Here is a 19100-nt window from a genome sequence, read left to right as displayed (position 1 = left end):
AAATCTAAATATAAACTCCAGTAAAGTAAGGAGTATAAGAAAGTATAAGAAAATGAGCCAACGTATCAAGAGAGCATTTTTAGACACAGAAGATGGACAAATTCTTTACCGTATAGGTGGAGAAGGTGAACCCATACTTTTATTGCACATGACTCCTCGCAGTAGTGATGAATTTCGAGAATTAATGCCTATTTTGGCTCCTAAAAAATTAGTAATTGCAATGGATTTAATGGGATTAGGTGATTCTGACAAACCCCCCAGAGTTTATTCAGTTGCAGACTATGCCAAAAGTGCGATCGCACTTTTGGACGAATTAGGCATAAAAAAGGCAAGCATTTTCGGTAGCCTTACAGGGGGTTATATTGCAGGAGAAGTGGCAGCAGCTTACCCAGAAAGAGTTGAAAAACTCATCCTCTGCAATGTAGTTGGATTTGACGAAGAAGAAAGAGACAAGGTTTTAAAGACATATTCTCAAGGGTTTCAAATAAAAGAAGGTGGCTCTCACCTGATAGAAAGATGGTCAGCTCGTGTCAGTTACGTCGGCAAGGGGGAGTTAAATCACCGTTGTGTTTTAGATGATTTGAAGTGCTTTGGCTCTCCTGTATATCCTGGTTTAGCTGTAGCAAACTATTGTCTGTCTGCTAAACAACGATTTCGGTTAATTAAGTGTCCTAGTTTGATTTTGTCTGGGGAAAAAGCGTTAGAACCTTTAGAAAAAGTTGGTTTAGCCAACGCTGAGAATCAATCTTGGCTCAGGGAAGTAATTGCTGATAGCCAAAGTGTCGAACTAGAAGGTGGAACCCTTTGGATGATCAATCAAATGCCGGAAGAAGTATTAAAAGTAGTAGTCGATTTTTTGGAAGAATAGTAAGTATAGCAAAGTACTAAGTAATAAATGCTGAGTTCTGAGTAAAAACCTAGTTACTTCAAGGCTTTTAGCAATAAACACTGTCTTAATCTATATAAATATGGCTATATTTTATACACATTTAAAAAGAATGTGACAAATAAACCATGTTGTAGAGACGCGATTCATCGCGTCTTCACCCAAAGATGTGTTGCAATCATTAATTGAATTGGTATTAGCTAAATAAGTATTACAAGAGACACGAAATTATTGAAGGTGCGTTGCGTTACGCGACAACACACCCTTGTATGTCAGTTTCGCGCAGTCTGTAGCAACTTCCGTCTTCCCTGCAAGAGCTTCTGCTTTAACGTTTCCGTGTTTCGCGCAGGCTGTAGCGACTTCCGTCTTCCCTGCAAGAGCTTCTGCTTTAACGTTTCCGTGTTTCGCGCAAGCTGTAACGACTTCCGTCTTCCCTGCAAGAGCTTCTGCTTTAACGTTTCCGTGTTTCGCGCAAGCTGTAGCAACTTCCGTCTTCACTGTAAGAGCTTCTGCCTTAACGTTTCCGTGTTTCGCGCAGGCTGTAGCCAATACAGTTTAGTTAAGCATTCCTTCCTTCTCTTTGCGTCCTTAGCGTCCTTCTCTAACGAGACGCTAACGCATAGCTTGCTTCTCCGTAGGAGTATGCGGTTCGTAAAATTGACTATTAACAAAGAGTTTTAGGCTTAACTGAACCCTACATTTTGATCTAAAATTATTTGCGATCGCTGAACAATACATCAAAGTGTTTAACTTTGGTTTCCGGTTTTATGAGATATTCGTTATCTTTCGGAAGAGGACTAACTTTTTCAATATCATTACCAGCAAACTTGCGAATTGCATCGCGTGATTCCCAGTAAGAGATAACAGTAAATTCTGTGTTATCGCCATCAGTACGGCGAAGTACTTGCACTCCCAAATTACCAGGAATTGATTGGATTTTTTTAATACCAGCTTCTAACAAATAAGCATAATATTCGTCTGCTTTCGATGTCAGGGTTGTACCATGCCAAATACGTGCGACTGCTTTCTTAGATTGGGTAGTAGCCGGATTATTTGGTAGAGGCTGTGCTGAAACTGCAAGGGTTTCAAACTGTGAAAAAGCAGCTAATGGTAAAATCAAAGCTGAAACCGCTAATCCACAAAGAATACCAAAAAAATTACTTGTTCTAATCATTAGGTATCTCCAGGTATATATGACAATACTGTACCTGACTTGAAAAAGTTCTGTTAGGGGTAGCGGGACGTTGAGCAGCGTACTGAGTAAAAAATACTAGCCTCTAGCCCCTTTTTCATCCGTTCTGGCGTACGCAGTTCATGACGACTACTTAGGAAGAAGACAATGAATGACGAATTACCCCTGATTATCGAGTGTCGTTGTAACGAAATAGCTTATCGCGAAGACAATCCTGCTTTACCCTACTCTCCAAAAGAAATCATCCGCGAAGCAGTTCGCGCCTGGGAAGCAGGGGCTTCAATTTTTCATTGGCACGGGCGAGACCCAGATAGTGGAAAACCGCGCAACGAAGTTGAACTCTATCTCGAAGTTATACAGGGAATTCGCGAACAGACGGATCTCCTAATTCATCCGACGCTTGGCTACATTACACAGAATCAGGTAGAGGATCGCGTCCGGCACATCTTGGCAGTGAATGACGATCCAGTGCTGCGGGTTGACATGGCTCCAGTAGATTTTGGGTCGCTCAACGTGGACTTCTGGAATCCTCAGACGAAACAGTTTACTACCTATGATCAAGTCTACGTTAATACCCGCGCTAACCTCATGGCAGTGCTTGAAGTATTCAAAGAACACAATCTCTACGTCAGTTCAGTCTGTTGGGACGTAGGGCAAATGCGAACAGCGCGTTGCTTCCAGGAAATGGGACTTCTGCCACAGCAAACGCTTTGGGAGTTTGTCTTTACTGGGGAAGTGATGCCGGCTGGAGCTGCGGCTACTATATCGGGTTTGCAAGCGTTTGTGGCTGAGGTTCCTGCTGGTAACCAGTGGTTGGCGCTTTGCTGGAATGGAGACGTGATGCGGGTGGCATCCTGGGCAATCACGCTTGGCGGACACGTCGGAATCGGACTTGGAGATTATGCTTACAGTCGCTTTGGCAAGCCGCACAATGGCGAGTTAGTGGACAAGGTTGCAAAGATGGCACATACGCTCGGTCGAGAAGTTGCAACGCCAGCGCAGGCACGCAAAATTCTAAAGATGCCACTGCGAGCTTCCCAAACAGAAAAGTTACAGGCAACTGTCAACTAAAGCTGGGATGAGTATAGCAGCAAATTTTGGTAATGAATTGGGATCTAGAATGTAGGGTGGGCAATGCCCACCTATAGGGAATGTAACTGCGATCGCTCAAATAGAATGAACCAAAAAATTAAACGAGCTTTTTTAGACACAGAAGATGGACAGATTCTTTATCGAATCGGTGGCGAGGGTGAACCCATACTTTTACTCCACATGAACCCCCGCAGTAGTGACGAATATCGCGAACTCATGCCTATCCTTGCTCAACACAGACGAGTCATAGCAATGGATTTGATGGGGTTTGGTGATTCGGATAAACCACCGAGAATGTATACAGTTGCCGACTACGCGAAAACGGCGATCGCACTTTTAGATGAATTAGGTATAGAAAAAACGAGTATTCTGGGAAACCATACAGGTGCTTTTGTGGCTGGAGAAATAGCAGCAACTTATAGCGATCGCATTGAAAAACTCATCTTAGGTAACGTGGCTGGTTTTGGTGAAGGAGGACAAGCAGAGCTATTTAGAATGTTTGAGGAAGGTTTTAAAATCGAAGAAGATGGCTCTCACCTCATGAAAAGATGGTTAGCCCGTTCTCGATACGTAGGCTCTGCCGAATTAAATCACCGTTGGGTATTAGACGATTTAAAATGTTTTGGTCATCCTTTGTACGCAGTTTGGGCGGTAGGCAATTACTGTCTAGATGCACCAGAAAGATTTCGTTCCATCAAGTGTCCAACTCTGATTATTTGGGGAATGGATGATGTCAAAGAATTTGAAAGACTGAGCTTAGCAAAAGCTGGCGATCGCTATTTTCTTTCTCAAGCAATTCCTCATGGCAAAGTCGTTGAATTTTCACAAGGAACAATTTGCATGATGAATCAGATAGCTGAAGAAGTAGCGCAGGCAGTAATCGAATTTCTGAACAATTCGGAATAGTTCAGGTTCTAATTTTCTAGTACTGCTGTACACTTAATCTCTACGATTAGTCCTGGTGTAGATAAAGCAGTTATCCCAAATCCCGTCCAAGTAGGGAATTGATTAGTGAAATAGCGATCTTTTACTTTGATAAACAGCGGCAGGTGTGGAATACTAAACTGTTGTTGCTCAGAAGCATTAGAAGGCTGATCTGGCAAATTCCCAAGATTTACCCCTGTCACATGGTAAGTAATCATCTCTACCACATCGTCAAAAGTGGCTCCTGCTGCTGAAAGTACCTTTTTCACATTCTCAAAAGTCTGAATAAATTGGGCTTCTACTCCCTCTACTACCTGTAAATTTTCATCGCGTCCCACCTGTCCTGAGATATATAATGTATTGCCTACCTTAATGCCAGGGCAATAGTGATACTTTTCGTATAAGATTTCCATCCCTTTGGGAATAATTACTTCACGAGTCTTCGCCATCTAAGTAGCTCCACACTTTTTAAACTGAAAATTTTAACCTTTCATGGCAGTGACAATTGAATGCGCTGCATCCGACAGCATCCAGCAATCAGCAGCAGGTAGCACAAAATCATAGCCCTTAGCGAACAGTTCGCCACCTCCTGCGGCATTGCGACTGACACCCCCAAGCCAACAATTGGGGGTGGAGCGAACTATCGCTTCAGCTTCCGCCATCAATCGGTCAAGTTCTGAATTATTGTAAGTTCCTAACTTAGTCAGTGCAGCAAAATCTTCCGCGATGTCTGCCATCAGATCGCCTGCTCCTAGAAATACCATATCGATCCCTTCAACTGCGGCAATTTCCCTAACATTCTCGAAACCTCGACGGGTTTCAACGATCACGGCTACAAGTAGGTTCTCTCGATAGTTGGCAGGATACTCTAGCTCTGCCAAACCCCAGTTGGCTGCTCGGCTCTCAGGATAACCAACACCTCGGTGTCCGCCATGAGGTCGATAGCGAGTAGCAGCAACAATTGCTCGCGCTTCATCAGCTGATTCTACAGTCGGAACGAGTATACCTTCCACGCCCATGTCCAAGGCTCGCTTGATATAGACTGGATCGTCTGAAGGCACACGCAAAATACAGGTAGCATCTGTAGCCTGGGCAGCGCGGAGTTGCTCTACTAGGACGTGCATATCCGTAGCGCCATGTTCGTGGTCGATGATAAAAGCATCAAATCCACACATAGAAAGAAGTTCGATTGAGTCAGCATCTGAGAAAAAAATCCAGCAACCGATTGGTTTGGAATCGGTTTGGAGCATTTTCTTCAGCCTATTAGGTCTGAACATAATTTTTTATGTAGCGCTTCTCGTTTAGATAGAATACATTCTGACCTCTCTCCAAACTTCTCTCCTACAAGGCACAGAGGCTTTGAGGCTTATACCATTTCATTTTAATAATGATACAAATACACTGGTAGTGGCATGGCATTGCCATGCCACTACGAGAAATCTATATGTATCAAGATTTTCGTGAATTAGTATTACTACCCTTCCCTTGTAGGGAAGGGGCTGGGGGTTAGGTCTGTATTGGATTCAACTGCAAACCGCTATATTATCATTACTTCCAACACATAAATAATTGTATAAGTATCCTACCAATCTCCTTGAAAATATAAATTTTCGCCTCCTCAAAACTTCAAGAAACTTATTAACCTGTGTGTTGGCTGTTCAAGAAAAAACTCTCTATCCCTTTCTTTTCCAAATCAGCTAAATCATTGAAGCCTGCGTTTTAATTCTTCAGCTAAATTATCAAGTGGTATTTCTACTTGTTCGCCTGTTTTCAAATCTTTGAGCGATGACTTTTGTGCCGCTGCTTCTTCAGAACCAATAATTACGCAAAATTGAATTCCTTGTTTATCAGCTAGCTGGAATTGTTTACCTAATCCTTTCTTATCAAAACTAGTTACAACATTAATTCCAGCCTGACGCAGATTTTGTGACACTTTTAAATAAGTGGGCATTAAATCTTCTTGCATATTCACTACCATCACCTGTGCAGGTGTGGCAGCTAAGGTATTGAGAATACCAGCTTTTAACAATCGGCTAATTAAGCGAGTTAAGCCAATAGAAATACCAACTCCAGGCATTTTCTCGCCTAAAAATGTCCCGACTAATTCTTCATATCTGCCGCCAGAGCAAATACTGCCCAAGGCTTCATGTCCTAATAGAGTTGTTTCGTAAACTGTACCAGTATAGTAATCTAGACCACGAGCGATCGCTAAATCAATACAAAACCGATTTTCAGCAACTCCTAGATTACGCACACCTGTAATTACCGTTTCTATTTCAGCAACTCCTAGACTAAATTGCTCGGCTTCTGGCAGATTTTGCGCGAGATGTTTGAGTTTATCTATTACCTCATCAACTGTGCCATTAATTTTAATAAAATCAATTATTTTTTGTGTCTGTTCTGTTAGAATTCCTTCTTTTTCTAATTCCTGCTTAACTTTAACTTCGCCGATTTTTTCTAAATTATCAATAATGCCAATACATGATTTAATTTTGTTCTCTGCAATTCCCACTGACTTAAAGAAACCTGTGAGAATTTTACGATTGTTAATGCGAATCAGAAAATCACCAATATTGACTGCTTCAAATATTTCAGTGATAATTGCAGGCATCTGAGCATCATAAAGTAAGCTGAGTTCACGACGCGCAACTACATCAATATCGCACTGACGGAACTGACGAAAACGTCCATCTTTTGCTCGTTCACCACGAAAAACAACATCCATTTGGTAGCGGGCAAAAGGAAAAGTTAATTCATTAAGGTGACGCGCAATATACGCCGCTAAAGGAACAGTTTGGTCAAACTTTAAAGCTCTAGCTTCTGAACCAGTTTCACCTGATCTATCCTTTTCTGCTTGCCGATTTGGTGGCAGGATGGGGTCAATACCATAAATGATATTGTCGCCTTGATTGCCTTTAGCTTGCAGGACTTCTAACCTTTCTACAGCAGGCGTTTCGATGGGTGTAAATCCATAGCTTTCAAAAACTCTACGGATGGTATCTAGCAAATATAATTCTAGACGCTTTTCGCTAGGTAGAAATTCGGGAAAACCACTAGGAGTAGAAAAGTTTATTTTGTCACTTTTTGCCATGCGCGTACCTTTTTATCATCGCTAAACTTGTCTTGATCAGCCAAGATAAGTTTTTTTATCTTAGCCGTTCTTCTTGAATTAAAGTGCGTTGATAGATTTGATTGTTCTTAAACCAATGCCAAGTCCGCGCACGATTATTATTGTCAGGACTAATATAAATCATTTCATACAATCCCATTTCTGGGTTTGTTTTATAGGAAAACTGCAAAATAACGATGGAATCGTCCGCTTCCCAAGCTTTTCCATAAATGCGATCGGTATCAAACCAAAGCTTATTATCTTTATAACTTCCGGGGAATTCATACTCCTCCTTTTTTCCATCAGACCACTTGTAGCGATTGATTTGGTAGTAGGGATGAGGGCCACTTTCTGGGAACTGACAAGTTAAGTGAGATTCATATTTATCTAGAATATTTCCAGCTGTATCAACTACTGTATAAGTTCCTAGCCAGTCTCCTTCATGACGGACAAGTACAGGCATTCCTTCTCGAATATTTGACATTGCAATTCACCTTTTATTGTTCTAACATTTGGAAAAATTGAGTAAAGTAATCGGGAGAAGTTTTCGCTGTACAACCAGGGTCTTTTATTACAAGGCTTGGAAGCTTTAAGCCAGTGACAGCAAATGCCAGTCTTCACTAAATAAGGCATTTTCTAAAATCGAGTCACTTAGCGCTAAGACAGCGATGAGTAATGCCCGATTGGTAATACTTTTAGAAACAGGAATCTCTACCGTGGCATTTACTGGGCGATTCAGAACAGGGATTGCAATGGTATCCATTTTAAATCTCTGTGCAGGTAGTCAGCTACAACTTAATTATGTTCGCATATTATGAGTGGGGAGTGGGGAAGGTTGTCAAAGACGGCTTTAATCATCGCTGGCATAACTTGACGCGAAACATAGCGAATTCCGTTTTTCTTCCAAGCGATGCCTGCGGCGGGCTACGCCTACGCGTTTCTCGTCGGCTTCTAATGTTCCGTTTGATCTGCTGCAAGTAACCTCTGTATCCACACCAATATCTTTCGCCAGTCCGCTCCAATTGGGTTGTTAGACCGCTATGCTTACCAGTTTACTATTGTCCACGCCCTGGCTTTAACTGCTTTCATTGCTAATCCAAGATATTAAGTAGTAGTGGTTGGATTAATGTCCAAGGCTTTTTCTAAACTCGACTTTCACGCTTTCAGCTCTAAAAGTGGAAAGATGGGCTCACGGCTAACTAGTTCAGTTGTTTCACCTTCAGCGATCGCTTGATCCATTGCCACGTCTTCAAGAATTTCTGCCAGAAATTCAGAGACTTCTTTTCGATTGTCACGAATTAATTCGAGGATCGCGCTTTTCAAGATTTCCTTATTACATCGTTAGTTTTGACAAACCATTGCGCTCGACTAGGGGCTTCTTCCATCGCCATTCTACCCCCCGGTTTCAAAAAGTCCAAATTGCGCTCAATAAACAAAATATCGCGCCCTACCTTAGTTTGCCACTTACCATCTGGCTTTTTTGCCAAATCATAGCGGCAAAGGGCGGATTCGCCATCAACACATCAAACTAAAACTCCCGAAAATCTTTACTGCCTTTTGGTCGCAACCGTTTCAGCCGTTTGAACCCAGCATTACTGCGGCTTTTGGCATGGTCAATCCATACTGACAACACATACAAATAATCTGTGTCAATCTCTCGGCATGGTAAACTGCGTAGTATCTGCCCAATTGCTAATAGTTGCTGATAGCGAATGGCACGCTTGAAAAGCTAAAATCCATGAATCAGGCTCTTTGTTGGGGGCAGGGTGTGGGGTGTAGTCAGAAATTAAGAAAAATAGAATGGAAGTGCAAACATTAATAAACTTCTTGATCACTACACCCTACACCCTACACCCCACACCCAAAAGCCTTATAAATAATAGGTTTGCCCTTATCTTAGTGCCATTCTTGCTGATAGCTGCTTAACCCGCCCCACCTAACAGGTTTACGACTGGTACAATTGACACAATATTTAAGTTGTTAAATACTTTGTAGATAATGACGATTTTGAGTATTTTAACTGATTGACAAAAGGTGCTTTATCTTAACCTCTCAAGGATGCTACTGATGAGCGGTAGAGGGTGATGTTGGAGTTTGAAGAAAGAGATTTATCCAGAAAAGTTTGCTCAACTGGTGATATGGCTCTCACCAGGTAGTTTAAGACATCAAATAAACATAAAACCTAGACATCAAAAGACTTTCAAACCTGTTCCCTGCGATGCACTGAGTTTCGACTACTTCGGCTCCCTTCCCTACGGGACGCTATGCGTAGCTTGCTTCCTCGGAGGGGTACGGCTACGCTACCTCGGCTCCGGTTCCATCGAGCGAAGTCGAGATGCTCGGCACAAGTCAGGGCAAGACGCTCAGCACAAGTACGCGGAAATCGAGCGAAGTCGAGATTCAACTACCGCCTGTCGTAAAGCCTGCGGCATAGCTGTGCTTAGGGCGCAGCCTCTTGTAGAGAAGTGTTCCTTGTCTCCTGCTATATCTGCGCCCAATTGGGTGAAGCTTAGCACCAGTGAGATAGACAGGCTTGATTAGTATAACCGCAGACTTGAGGCTGACGACTTTAATAATGGCTGCCCGATTTTCGATGTTCAAGGGCAGTTACACCATCATTTTCAAATACTTCTCCTGTATCTACTACGGCATAAAGCAACCACCCGTCACCGCATTCCAGCTGATTTTGCACTGTACATTCCAAATAAGCTAGCGCCTCATTCAGAATTAGACAACCATTCTGAGCAGTTTGTGTGGAAAGATTAGCAAAGGGATTATCGCCTAAAGTACTATGACGAGAAAAATATCGTCGCACATTTCTTCCTTCTTTAAGGATATTCAACACAAATTTATCCCCTGGATGACGCATTAAATCTGCATTTTGCTCTTTAGCAATGGCAATCATGATCCCTGGCGGATTAAAAGTTGCTTGAGACACCCAAGAAGTTAAAACTCCTTTGTGAGTTTCTTCATCACGAGTTGTCACAACGCACAAAGAACCAATAATTCGCCCCACTGCTTGTTCAGTACGGTCTACAGAAGCTTCTGTTACAGCTTGACGAGGAGTACGCAACTTCTTGGTTTTCTTCAGGTTTTGGGCAAAAGAAGCACCTGCCTCTTGACACTGCTGCATAATTTCAGGAGTAGGACTAAAGCGCACCCGAATTGTTTCAAACCCTAAACGATAATTGGCGTCTCTGAGTTTGCTTTCTAGTAAATCAATTGCCTCTCCACTCCAACCGTAGGAACCAAACACCCCTACTAACTTGGTTTTAGTTCCTGTAGAAAGGACTATACCTAAAGCGGTTTGAATTTGAGTCGGTGCATGACCGCCTAAAGTCGGTGAGCCAATAATAAAGCCATCACAAGCTTCTATAATGCGGGTAATCTCTGCGGGATCTGCTAGTTCACAATTGATTGGCTCTACATTGACTCCATTTTTAATCAAACCTTGGGCGATCGCATTAGCTAAAATTGCTGTATTTCCATAAGCTGAGGCATAGAGTAAAGCAACGCTCAACTCCTGAGATTTTTGTGCTTGGCACCATTGACGGTAATCATAAGTCAAACGACTTAGGCTGTAACGAACAACTGGGCCATGAGCTGGGGCGTAACATTTTGCTTCCAAAACTGTCAATTTATCTAAAGCGACTTCGACTTGTTTGGCTTGGGGTGCATGGAGACAGTCAAAATAGTAGCGACGTTCTACGTCTAATCTCTTCCAATCTTCATCAAATAAAGTATCTTCGCAAATATGAGCGCCCAAAAATTTGTCTGTATAAAGAATTTTGCTGGCAGAATCATAAGTACAAAGTCCATCTGCCCAACGGGGAGTCGGTACGGTGATAAAGGAAAGATAATGTCCCTGTCCTAAGTCTAGAGTATCTTCTGAGCGCACAGATTGAATACGTGATTCCCACTCTTGAAAGGTAGTTTTGAGAGCATTAGCAGCAGGGCGAGAACATATCAGCGTGGCTTGGGGGGCTTGAGCTAGCAATACTTTTAACGTTGTTCTGCGGTTAGGATTGACATGACCCAGAACAATATAATCTAAAGTGTTGAAGTCTAGATGTTGTGCCAGTTGCTGAATGTAAATTTCGGTAAAAGATTCACCAGGGGGATCAATTAAGACCTTTTTATCAGCTTGGATTAAATAAGAATTTGCTGTAGTTCCTTGTTGGCGAGAATACTCAACCTCAAATTTTAGTCTTTCCCAAGTCCGCGATCGCAATATCAGGGTATTTTTACCAATTTCAGCAACCTGCACATCTCTCTTACGGCTGGGTGTTAAAGTAGCAGCAGACATAGTAACCTCCTGTTGGGGATTGAGGACTGGGGATTGGGGATTGGGGATTGGGGTATTTATAATTCCTAATTCCCCTTGTCTCCCTTCTTAATGGCTGTTATTCTGAGTTAATTCTGATTTGATACGATTTTTGTAGCGTTTAGATATTTCTTGTTCTGGGTCGATACCGTCAAAGGTAGGGGGTAACCAAACTCGGACAACTAGTAATACTCCCAGAACTAATAAGAAGGCACAAGTTGCTAACACTTGGCTCCAATTAGTTTCGAGAACACCTTTAACAATGACTTCTCGCAAGACGGAAACAATGGCTACTTCAACAGCTACCCCAATAGATATTCGTTGTTCTTGTAGATAAATAATCAGCAGCCGGAACAATTCAACCAAGATAAGTAAAAAGAGAATATCTGCGGTAACAGCATGAAAATCTAGCGGGGGCAATAGAGAGAGGAACATATCTCTCACTTGAAGCACCATGAAGCTAAATAAACCCATGCACAGAGAAATCACAATCACATCTTGAATCAATTCCAAGGTTCGCACAATGCGTCCACGATTGATTTCATACAGAGAAAGTGAGGTATTTTCAACAGGCTTATACATGGCTTTTTTCTGATATGTATTGGGGACATTTCGACAAGCTCAGTGCATCGCTGGGCATTGGGGACTAGGGACTAGGGAAGTGAGGGAGAAATAAATAACTAATGCCCAATGCCCCATGCCCAATCCCCAAGTTAGTAATGATTTCCAACTTTGCGGTGATGGGCGGCAGTAAGTGCATTGATGTTGGCAACTCGTCCAGTTTGAACGGTGCTATAAATAACCCAATGATCTCCACAATCCATGCGGCTAGTGATTTCACATTCCATATAAGCTAAAGCTTCTGCAAGAATGGGAGATCCATTAGTGGCAGGATATGTCTTCACTCCCACAAAACGATCTGCACCAGGGGCAAAGCGCTTGAGAAAATGTTTCATGAATCCTTGATATTTGCCTTCTTCTAAGACGTTCAAAACAAAGCGATCGCCTACTTGCATAAAAGATTCAATTGCCCGTTCTTTGGATACAGCAATCGCCACTCCTAAAGGATTCACACTTGCTTGAGTGACCCAAGAAGCCAACATTGCACTTTGAATCTCTCCTTTTCTGGCAGTGATAATATATAGTCCTGTGCTAATACGCCCTAGGGCTTTTTCTAAGTTGGTATTGATAGATTTGATTTGTTTAATGGTGCGATCGCGAGTTAACCACTGCCCGATATCTGTTCCCGCTTCATCACAAAGTTGTTCTGTCGCTTGTGTAGGAATTTCCTTAACTAAAATTGGGGGAAAGGCTTCAGTTAATCCCAATTCTTGAAATTTATTGCGTAAGGGATAAACAGGTTCATCTTCTCCCCCTCCTGACTCTAATAAACCAATGGTCTGCTTATTGTGCGCCGCAGCTAAAATAGTACTCAAAGCAGCATGAGCCGTGATTGAAGATTGAGGCGGCATTCCAATAACTAAACCAGAAGCTTGTGTAACTAATTCGCGAATTTCTTGAGGCTCAGCGTTATTGAATACTACCAATTCTACTGCCACGCCTGTTTTCACGCATCCATGTGCTACAGCACGTACTAATTGCTCACTGTAACCATAATCTTCAGTGTAAAACAGCGCTACTAATGTCTCTGTTTTAGCTTGTTCTAAACTCCAGTTTTGATAACGTCCAAGCCATTCTGAAATATAGTGTTGTAGTAAAGGGCCATGTCCCGTTGCAACTGTTTTGATGTCTAATTTTTCAATCCGCTTCAAAGCTGCCAATACAGAACGTGCATTGGGGGACATCAGACAATCATAGTAATATTTAAAGTCCTCTTCTAATGAACCTATATTTTCATCATAGGTATGGTCATCACAGTAGTGCATTCCAAACACATCACAGGTGTAAAGAGTGTAAGTTTTATGGTCGTAGGTCAATATTGTATCGGGCCAGTGTAAGTTTGGTGCAGAGATAAATTCTAATTCGTGTCCGTTGCCTAAATCTAAGCGTTCTCCATTTTTGATCACCCTTGTTTTAAATGGCTGGTGAACCATATTTTCTAAAAATTGAATAGCTATTTTAGCCCCGACAACGGTAATGGAGGGAGCTAACTGTAAAATATCTTTGACCAATCCACTGTGATCTGGTTCTGTGTGACTAATAATTAAATAGTCTATTCTAGCTGGATCAATTAATCCTAAGAGTATTTCCAGATATAACTGCTCAAACTTCCGGTGAGAAGTGTCAATTAAAGCAATTTTTTCTCCTTGAATTAAAAAAGAATTATAGGTTGTCCCATTTCGTAAACCAAACTCTACATCAAAACGGTCTCTATCCCAATCGAGACAACGAATAGCAGTTGTTTCAGCAGCAATTTCAACAGTTTTAATTGTTAAACGTCCTGGATTGGAAATAATTTGATTATTTTCTCTGAGTGCAACCATTTGTTTTCTCCAAAATCTATTATCTGGAGTGAATGTTCTTCTCTTTATATTTACTTAAAAAAATCATTTGGTAAAATGCTAATTTCTAAAGGTAATCATCAGTAAGATTTATGATTCATTAAATTTGATTTACCATAGAAAATATCAATGTATATCATTATTTTCCTTCGTAATAGTTACAGTTTATGAGAGGATAATCGGCTTGAGAAAGAATTTAATGTAGCAAGATATAGCAATCCTTAAGGTGTTATATAAAAATTGCCTATAATCCTCTACGATGTACACACAAGTCTAATTTATGGTTTATTTAAGTAAGCTCAGAAAACCTCACCCTGGTTCTGCTATGCAAAACCTGTCCCATGCCCTATACCAAGTTGCGTTCTGTTGTAGTAATTTCTCGTGAAGGGAGATTGTTTCGTAGCTTAGTGACATCACGTAAGTTTCAGCCAATAGGTAAAATACTGCTGGCTTAATGATGGTGGTAAGAGTTGCCAGAAAGCTTTGTAGTTTTTGGCGGACTCACTGCTTTTAAAGATATGGAACTTCATCTGCTCACTGTAGCAAAGAAACAGATGGATGACGCAGCAATTGCTCACCTGCAAACTGCCCAAATAAAAGCATGTACACCTAGCTTTGCGCCAATTTGTCAGATAATACATGGCGAACCAGAAAGGATTACAGCTAACTACGTAGAAAAGCAAGATATCAATTTACTAATTATGCGAGCCTACGGACACAGCCGCATTCGGCACTTAATTATTGGCAGTACTACAACCCCAATGCTAAGCAGCAGCTACATTCCTGCTTTGCTCTTTAGGTAGTTTTTTTCAAATATAAGTACAAAAGTTACTGCTAATACTTAAAAGTATAAATTAACGGTAAAATTGACAGTCTAATGAAGCACCATAAATAAAATAATGGTCGCTTTTTAATATCTGTATTTACTCTGATTTTTAGCGGCTATCTATTTAATTAATAGTAACTAAGAATTGGTATCGTGAAGGTCAAGATACTTTTATTGTCCCTAGCGTTTGTATTGCTGGCCTTGGAAACATCAAAATAGTTATTATATGGTTCGTCTGAATCGTTTTATCAAAATTACATTCATTGAGCATTTTGCTTGTTGATAGTAGGTGTAAGTTGGGCAATTGATTAAATTGTTCTCAGCTTACTTCTCAGTTCTGCGAGAAAGGTAAATAATGAAAGGATGCGTCCTTTTAAGCAAGCTAGTAAACTGCTCTAAATTCTAAGCCCCCTGTTCACAAGTTAACGAATATAGGCGTGACACGGAGATAAAAAGTGCAAATCACTAAACGCAATGTTGAGTTAAGAGTAGATGACAGTTTGATGCGCGTCTATGTAGCAGCTCCCAAAACAGTAGGGCTTTACCCAGGTATTGTATTTTACAGTGATATATATCAGCTAGGTGATCCAATGATTCGTTTAGCTAACTATTTAGCAGGATATGGCTATGTAGTGGCAGCACCAGAAATTTATCATCGCATTGAGCCAATTGGTCTAGTTATCGAACCAGACGATTTAGGTCGGATGCGGGGCAATGATGATGCTCGTCGAACAGCGATCGCTGATTATGATGCAGATTGTCGTGCTGTAGTTGAATTTCTTCAAGCAGAAAGTTTGGTTTCTCCAGGCAAAATAGGCACTCTAGGTTTTTGTATTGGTGGACACTTGGCTTTCCGAGCCGCTTTCATGAGCGAAATTAAGGCTTCTGTCTGTTGCTACCCGACTGGTATTCCCAGTGGCAAGTTGGGACAAGGGGTAGCTGATACAATTCATCGGGTGAGTGAAATCAAAGGCGAGATGCTATTAGTATTCGGTACACTCGACCCACATATACCAGAACATGATCGAAAAACCATAATTAAAGCTTTGGATAATGCGAGTGTAACGAATAAAGTTTTCCTTTATGAGGCAGAGCATACTTTCATGCGCGATGACGGTTATCGCTACGATTCGGCTGCTACTACCTTGGCTTGGGCTGAAATAACCGCGTTTTTGGAACGTATATTTGCTAGCTGAGAAATAAATACAGCAGAATTCAGAGCTAAATTTTACTCAGGTGTGGGTAGAGTCATGAAAAAGCCCAAGTCCATGCCAATAAAGGTTAAGGAAAGCGAAAACGGCAACGCGATCGCCAAAACGAGTACGGCATAGCTGCTGAATAAGGCTGTTGCGTCAATGTACTTCGATACAGTAAAAGATGTCAAATGGACTCTATATATATCTATATAAAGATCCAAAAAACAAGTTTTTGTCTGATTGATTGTGTTGTGTGATCACTTCACCCTATCATTAATATTTAGCTGACAAAAACTCGCATAATAATTGCTTTTCAAAGGAGAATGCCAGAGGCGATCGCAAGGATTAATAAACTTGGCTAATTTACTCAGTGAAACACAGGTTTGTTACAGCAGATTTCAAGTTGATGAAGTACACAATATAGGCCTCAAAGTCATGTATAAAGCCTATTTTTCTTCCTAATTATGACGAATGTATTCTGAATTCTGCTGTAAGAGTAACTGACTATCATTTCATGATCACAGGCGATCGCTCTTAATTTTGGCAGGGTAGTACAAGTTAAAGACACCTATGTCTGTAGTTTGGCTAAGTCAGCATCAGTTAGCCATACAAATTGGGTTTCTGAAAGCGCCGTTTCTTCTAAAATTGGAGAACGCCACTCGACACCGTAAAGCCAATTGTTTTTCAGGCTAAAAACTCCTTGTATAATTCGGCGTTGAGGTTGTTCGCTGAAGTTAACCTCAACTACATCGCCTAACCAAAAAGCTGGAGTAAGAATAGTGAGGTTTTCAAGTACATTTGTTGGATGAAATTCTTCACTAGACAAGTAGAGCGTTACGTCATTGAAGACGATTGCATAAATCCACTGCTTTATTGACCACTGAACGCCACAGCAGTAGCCTGATAGATTTAAGTTTGGCAAGAAAACTTTTTCCTGCATTTGAACTGCTAGCGGAGGCATAGACTGACCCCAGGGTGAAGAAGAATGCCAACAGGATTCCAAAGCGGTAATCTGGTTAATCATAATGAAGTGCAGCTCTCTTTTTATACATACACTTGATTACTACAGTGATATCCGGAAGGTAATTCCAACTCTTAACCTCGTCATAACCAAGACTTTGGCAGTAGCATATCAAACTCTGGTTTTAAGCAGCATCACCCGTATATCTCTAGCCCATCTAAACTATGACTTAACGGCAGAATTAACCCAAGGAGAGGAAGCGCGCCCTGCGCCCGAATCTGGGCTAGAACGCTGTTAGCATATGCAATTCTTGGATTGCAACACAAAAGTCGGGCAAATTATCTTGGACTGCTATCACTATTTTCAGGGGATGTTGAGCGAGTGCAGCGGGGAGCTAGCAGTGGGAGAGTTAAACAAAAAATGTATTTCTTTGCACTCAGAATAGTTGAGTTATAATCCTCATGTCAGTCGTGAAAACACGAAAAATAAATTTAAAGATAATGTGAGAGAGTCTAACACTAACAATAATGAATGCCGTTCACTGACAGATCACATTAGTTTAGATAGAATGGCTATATTTTAATTAATTGATATGAAAAGAATAGAAGTTGAACAAAGAACTATTTTAGTTGGTTTGGCAGGTAGCCACGGCTATGGTTTAAATCGCCCTGGCTCAGATTTTGATTATCGGGGAGTTTTTATTGCACCCAAGAAATACTACTTGGGATTTGATCATATAGAGCAAAAAGATACTGGTTGGGATGAACCTGGAATTTTTCCATTCATAGATGGGAACAAAGACACCGTTATATATGAATTAAGAAAAATTCTCCAGTTATTAGCAGGAGCGAATCCTAATATTTTGGAATTGCTTTGGCTAAATAACTATCCTGTTTTAACTCCAGTAGGACAACATTTAGTTAACCATAGACAACTATTTCTGAGCAAAAAGGTAAAGCACACTTATACTGGTTATGCGTTTGCCCAAATCAAAAAAATGGAAACTCATCGTAGGTGGTTGTTAAAACCACCGCAAAAGAAACCAATTCCATCTGATTTCGCTATAGAAGATGAAGTACCACTGAGCAAAGATGAGTTAAACGCTTTTCTAGAATACCTTTATATTTTAATCAGAGGCAGGATTGAGTTTTTAGAAGAAGCTGAGCAATTATACCAATTGCTAACAGCTGATATTGATTTTAAAGGAGTATTGAAACAATACACTTTACCCGATGAAAGTTTGGAATATACCCAAAACTTAACTAATAGCCGTAAAGATTTTATTCGCCTGCTTCAGAAAAGTCAGAACTATCAAATCGCTTTAAGAGAGTGGAAGGCTTACTTATCTTGGCAAGCAAACAGGAATCCGGCTAGGGCAGAAATGGAAAGAAAGTCGGGTTATGACTTGAAACATGGAATGCACTGCATTAGATTGCTACGCAGTGGGTTAGAAATATTGCGGCAAGGAGAAGTGATTGTAGATAGGAGGACAGCTGGTGATGTTGAAGATTTAAAAGCCATCCTCAAGGGTGAATATTCTTATGAACAAGTGATGAAAATGGCAGAGGATTTAGTTGCCGAAATGGAAACTGTTTACGAACAATCTACTCTACCTCACAAACCTGATTTGGAGGAAATTAATAATTTGTCTATGGAATTGGTAGAAATGCAAGGGTGGTAATTGGGAATGGGGCATTAGTCAATAACAAATGACAAATACTTCTCTACGAGAGGCTGCGCCAACGACTTACCTCGGCTCCGGCTCCATCGAGCGAAGTCGAGATGCTCGGCACGAGTCGCTCAGTACAAATGACAAATAACTAAAGGGTATATATTAAGTCAGCAAACCCATAGATGCTGATGAAGAGCAATAGTAATGCTGTTAATTTAGTGACTTGCGTCTGTGGTGAGGGGGCGATCGCTTCCCGCACTAAAATGGAAATAGATGCTCCAACTACTAAGCTCAAACCTAAAATTAAATATGGTCTGTCTGGCAAAAAACTAGCTATTGCCAGCATAGCGATCGCTAGCAATAGCATCAACAATTCTACAAACCGAGGCGGGTTGTATTGGCTAGATAAAACAAAGGTGTTGAACCAAAAATGCCAAATTCTCATATTTGAGTGCT

At 41.1% G+C, this 19100-nt stretch carries 21 protein-coding genes and 1 pseudogene; 8 read left to right on the top strand and 14 right to left on the bottom strand.

Going from position 1 to position 19100, the window contains the following annotated elements:
* Positions 1-52 precede the first annotated feature (52 nt).
* Positions 53-868, top strand: a complete 816-nt coding sequence (locus WKK05_RS11345) for an alpha/beta hydrolase (protein ID WP_341529824.1) — start codon at positions 53-55, stop codon at positions 866-868.
* A gap of 246 nt (positions 869-1114) precedes the next feature.
* Here WKK05_RS11345 and WKK05_RS11340 read toward each other — a convergent pair whose 3' ends face one another.
* Together WKK05_RS11340 and WKK05_RS11335 are read right to left on the bottom strand one after the other, a co-directional pair.
* A complete protein-coding gene (locus tag WKK05_RS11340; RefSeq protein ID WP_341529823.1) occupies positions 1115-1435 on the bottom strand; it encodes a hypothetical protein in 321 nt (106 codons plus the stop codon).
* Positions 1436-1598: 163 nt separating this feature from the next.
* The gene (locus WKK05_RS11335) at positions 1599-2060 is read right to left on the bottom strand and encodes an antibiotic biosynthesis monooxygenase family protein (RefSeq protein ID WP_341529822.1); all 462 of its coding nucleotides are present in this window, start codon (positions 2058-2060) and stop codon (positions 1599-1601) included.
* A gap of 165 nt (positions 2061-2225) precedes the next feature.
* Between WKK05_RS11335 and WKK05_RS11330 the strand changes: the two genes are divergently transcribed.
* Entirely contained in the window at positions 2226-3149 is a 924-nt protein-coding gene (locus WKK05_RS11330) for a 3-keto-5-aminohexanoate cleavage protein (RefSeq protein WP_341529821.1), read from the top strand.
* A 105-nt stretch (positions 3150-3254) separates the two neighbouring features.
* Positions 3255-4076, top strand: coding sequence for an alpha/beta hydrolase (locus WKK05_RS11325; RefSeq protein ID WP_341531067.1), 822 nt, complete (start codon positions 3255-3257; stop codon positions 4074-4076).
* An 8-nt stretch (positions 4077-4084) separates the two neighbouring features.
* On the opposite strand, the gene WKK05_RS11320 is transcribed toward WKK05_RS11325, so the two are convergent.
* The 6 genes and pseudogenes from WKK05_RS11320 to WKK05_RS11295 form a co-directional block, all read right to left on the bottom strand.
* On the bottom strand, positions 4085-4543 hold the full coding sequence (locus WKK05_RS11320) for a RidA family protein (RefSeq protein ID WP_341529820.1): 459 nt from the start codon (positions 4541-4543) through the stop codon (positions 4085-4087).
* A gap of 33 nt (positions 4544-4576) precedes the next feature.
* Entirely contained in the window at positions 4577-5344 is a 768-nt protein-coding gene (locus WKK05_RS11315) for an aldolase/citrate lyase family protein (protein WP_341529819.1), read from the bottom strand.
* A 452-nt stretch (positions 5345-5796) separates the two neighbouring features.
* Positions 5797-7185 (bottom strand): histidine--tRNA ligase, encoded by a 1389-nt coding sequence (hisS, locus tag WKK05_RS11310; protein ID WP_341529818.1) that lies wholly within the window; start codon positions 7183-7185, stop codon positions 5797-5799.
* 55 nt (positions 7186-7240) lie between these two features.
* Positions 7241-7687: a DUF3598 family protein gene (locus WKK05_RS11305; RefSeq protein WP_341529817.1), complete on the bottom strand. Its 447-nt coding sequence runs from the start codon at positions 7685-7687 to the stop codon at positions 7241-7243.
* Positions 7688-7816: 129 nt separating this feature from the next.
* Positions 7817-7966, bottom strand: a pseudogene (locus WKK05_RS11300) (3-phosphoshikimate 1-carboxyvinyltransferase); the annotation flags it as partial.
* Between the two features lie 392 nt (positions 7967-8358).
* Positions 8359-8526: a hypothetical protein gene (locus tag WKK05_RS11295; protein WP_341529816.1), complete on the bottom strand. Its 168-nt coding sequence runs from the start codon at positions 8524-8526 to the stop codon at positions 8359-8361.
* Between the two features lie 157 nt (positions 8527-8683).
* On the opposite strand from WKK05_RS11295, the gene WKK05_RS11290 reads away from it, so the two are divergent.
* On the top strand, positions 8684-8830 hold the full coding sequence (locus tag WKK05_RS11290) for a hypothetical protein (protein ID WP_341529815.1): 147 nt from the start codon (positions 8684-8686) through the stop codon (positions 8828-8830).
* Between the two features lie 942 nt (positions 8831-9772).
* Here WKK05_RS11290 and WKK05_RS11285 read toward each other — a convergent pair.
* The 3 genes from WKK05_RS11285 to WKK05_RS11275 form a co-directional block, all read right to left on the bottom strand.
* Positions 9773-11509: a diflavin flavoprotein gene (locus tag WKK05_RS11285; RefSeq protein WP_341529814.1), complete on the bottom strand. Its 1737-nt coding sequence runs from the start codon at positions 11507-11509 to the stop codon at positions 9773-9775.
* Between the two features lie 87 nt (positions 11510-11596).
* Entirely contained in the window at positions 11597-12109 is a 513-nt protein-coding gene (locus WKK05_RS11280) for a phosphate-starvation-inducible PsiE family protein (RefSeq protein ID WP_341529813.1), read from the bottom strand.
* Positions 12110-12240: 131 nt separating this feature from the next.
* Positions 12241-13971 (bottom strand): diflavin flavoprotein, encoded by a 1731-nt coding sequence (locus WKK05_RS11275; protein ID WP_341529812.1) that lies wholly within the window; start codon positions 13969-13971, stop codon positions 12241-12243.
* 488 nt (positions 13972-14459) lie between these two features.
* Between WKK05_RS11275 and WKK05_RS11270 the strand changes: the two genes are divergently transcribed.
* On the top strand, positions 14460-14792 hold the full coding sequence (locus tag WKK05_RS11270) for a universal stress protein (RefSeq protein ID WP_341529811.1): 333 nt from the start codon (positions 14460-14462) through the stop codon (positions 14790-14792).
* A gap of 478 nt (positions 14793-15270) precedes the next feature.
* Positions 15271-16011 carry a dienelactone hydrolase family protein gene (locus WKK05_RS11265; protein ID WP_341529810.1) on the top strand — a complete coding sequence of 247 codons (741 nt, stop codon included), beginning with the start codon at positions 15271-15273 and terminating at the stop codon, positions 16009-16011.
* Between the two features lie 32 nt (positions 16012-16043).
* On the opposite strand, the gene WKK05_RS11260 is transcribed toward WKK05_RS11265, so the two are convergent.
* Entirely contained in the window at positions 16044-16199 is a 156-nt protein-coding gene (locus WKK05_RS11260; protein ID WP_341529809.1) for a hypothetical protein, read from the bottom strand.
* A gap of 380 nt (positions 16200-16579) precedes the next feature.
* A complete protein-coding gene (locus WKK05_RS11255; protein ID WP_341529808.1) occupies positions 16580-17035 on the bottom strand; it encodes a DUF1392 family protein in 456 nt (151 codons plus the stop codon).
* A gap of 1 nt (position 17036) precedes the next feature.
* Here WKK05_RS11255 and WKK05_RS11250 point away from each other — a divergent pair, with 1 nt between their 5' ends.
* Both WKK05_RS11250 and WKK05_RS11245 read left to right on the top strand, forming a co-directional pair.
* The gene (locus WKK05_RS11250) at positions 17037-17270 is read left to right on the top strand and encodes a hypothetical protein (protein WP_341529807.1); all 234 of its coding nucleotides are present in this window, start codon (positions 17037-17039) and stop codon (positions 17268-17270) included.
* A gap of 294 nt (positions 17271-17564) precedes the next feature.
* On the top strand, positions 17565-18653 hold the full coding sequence (locus WKK05_RS11245) for a nucleotidyltransferase domain-containing protein (RefSeq protein WP_341529806.1): 1089 nt from the start codon (positions 17565-17567) through the stop codon (positions 18651-18653).
* Positions 18654-18792: 139 nt separating this feature from the next.
* Here WKK05_RS11245 and WKK05_RS11240 read toward each other — a convergent pair whose 3' ends face one another.
* Positions 18793-19089, bottom strand: a complete 297-nt coding sequence (locus WKK05_RS11240; protein WP_341529805.1) for a hypothetical protein — start codon at positions 19087-19089, stop codon at positions 18793-18795.
* Between the last annotated feature and the right edge of the window lie 11 nt (positions 19090-19100).

The sequence above is a fragment of the Nostoc sp. UHCC 0302 genome (genome assembly GCF_038096175.1).
GTDB lineage: Bacteria > Cyanobacteriota > Cyanobacteriia > Cyanobacteriales > Nostocaceae > UHCC-0302.
The sequence above is the reverse complement of the archived record's forward strand: the minus strand, read 5'-3'. Positions and strand labels throughout refer to the sequence as shown.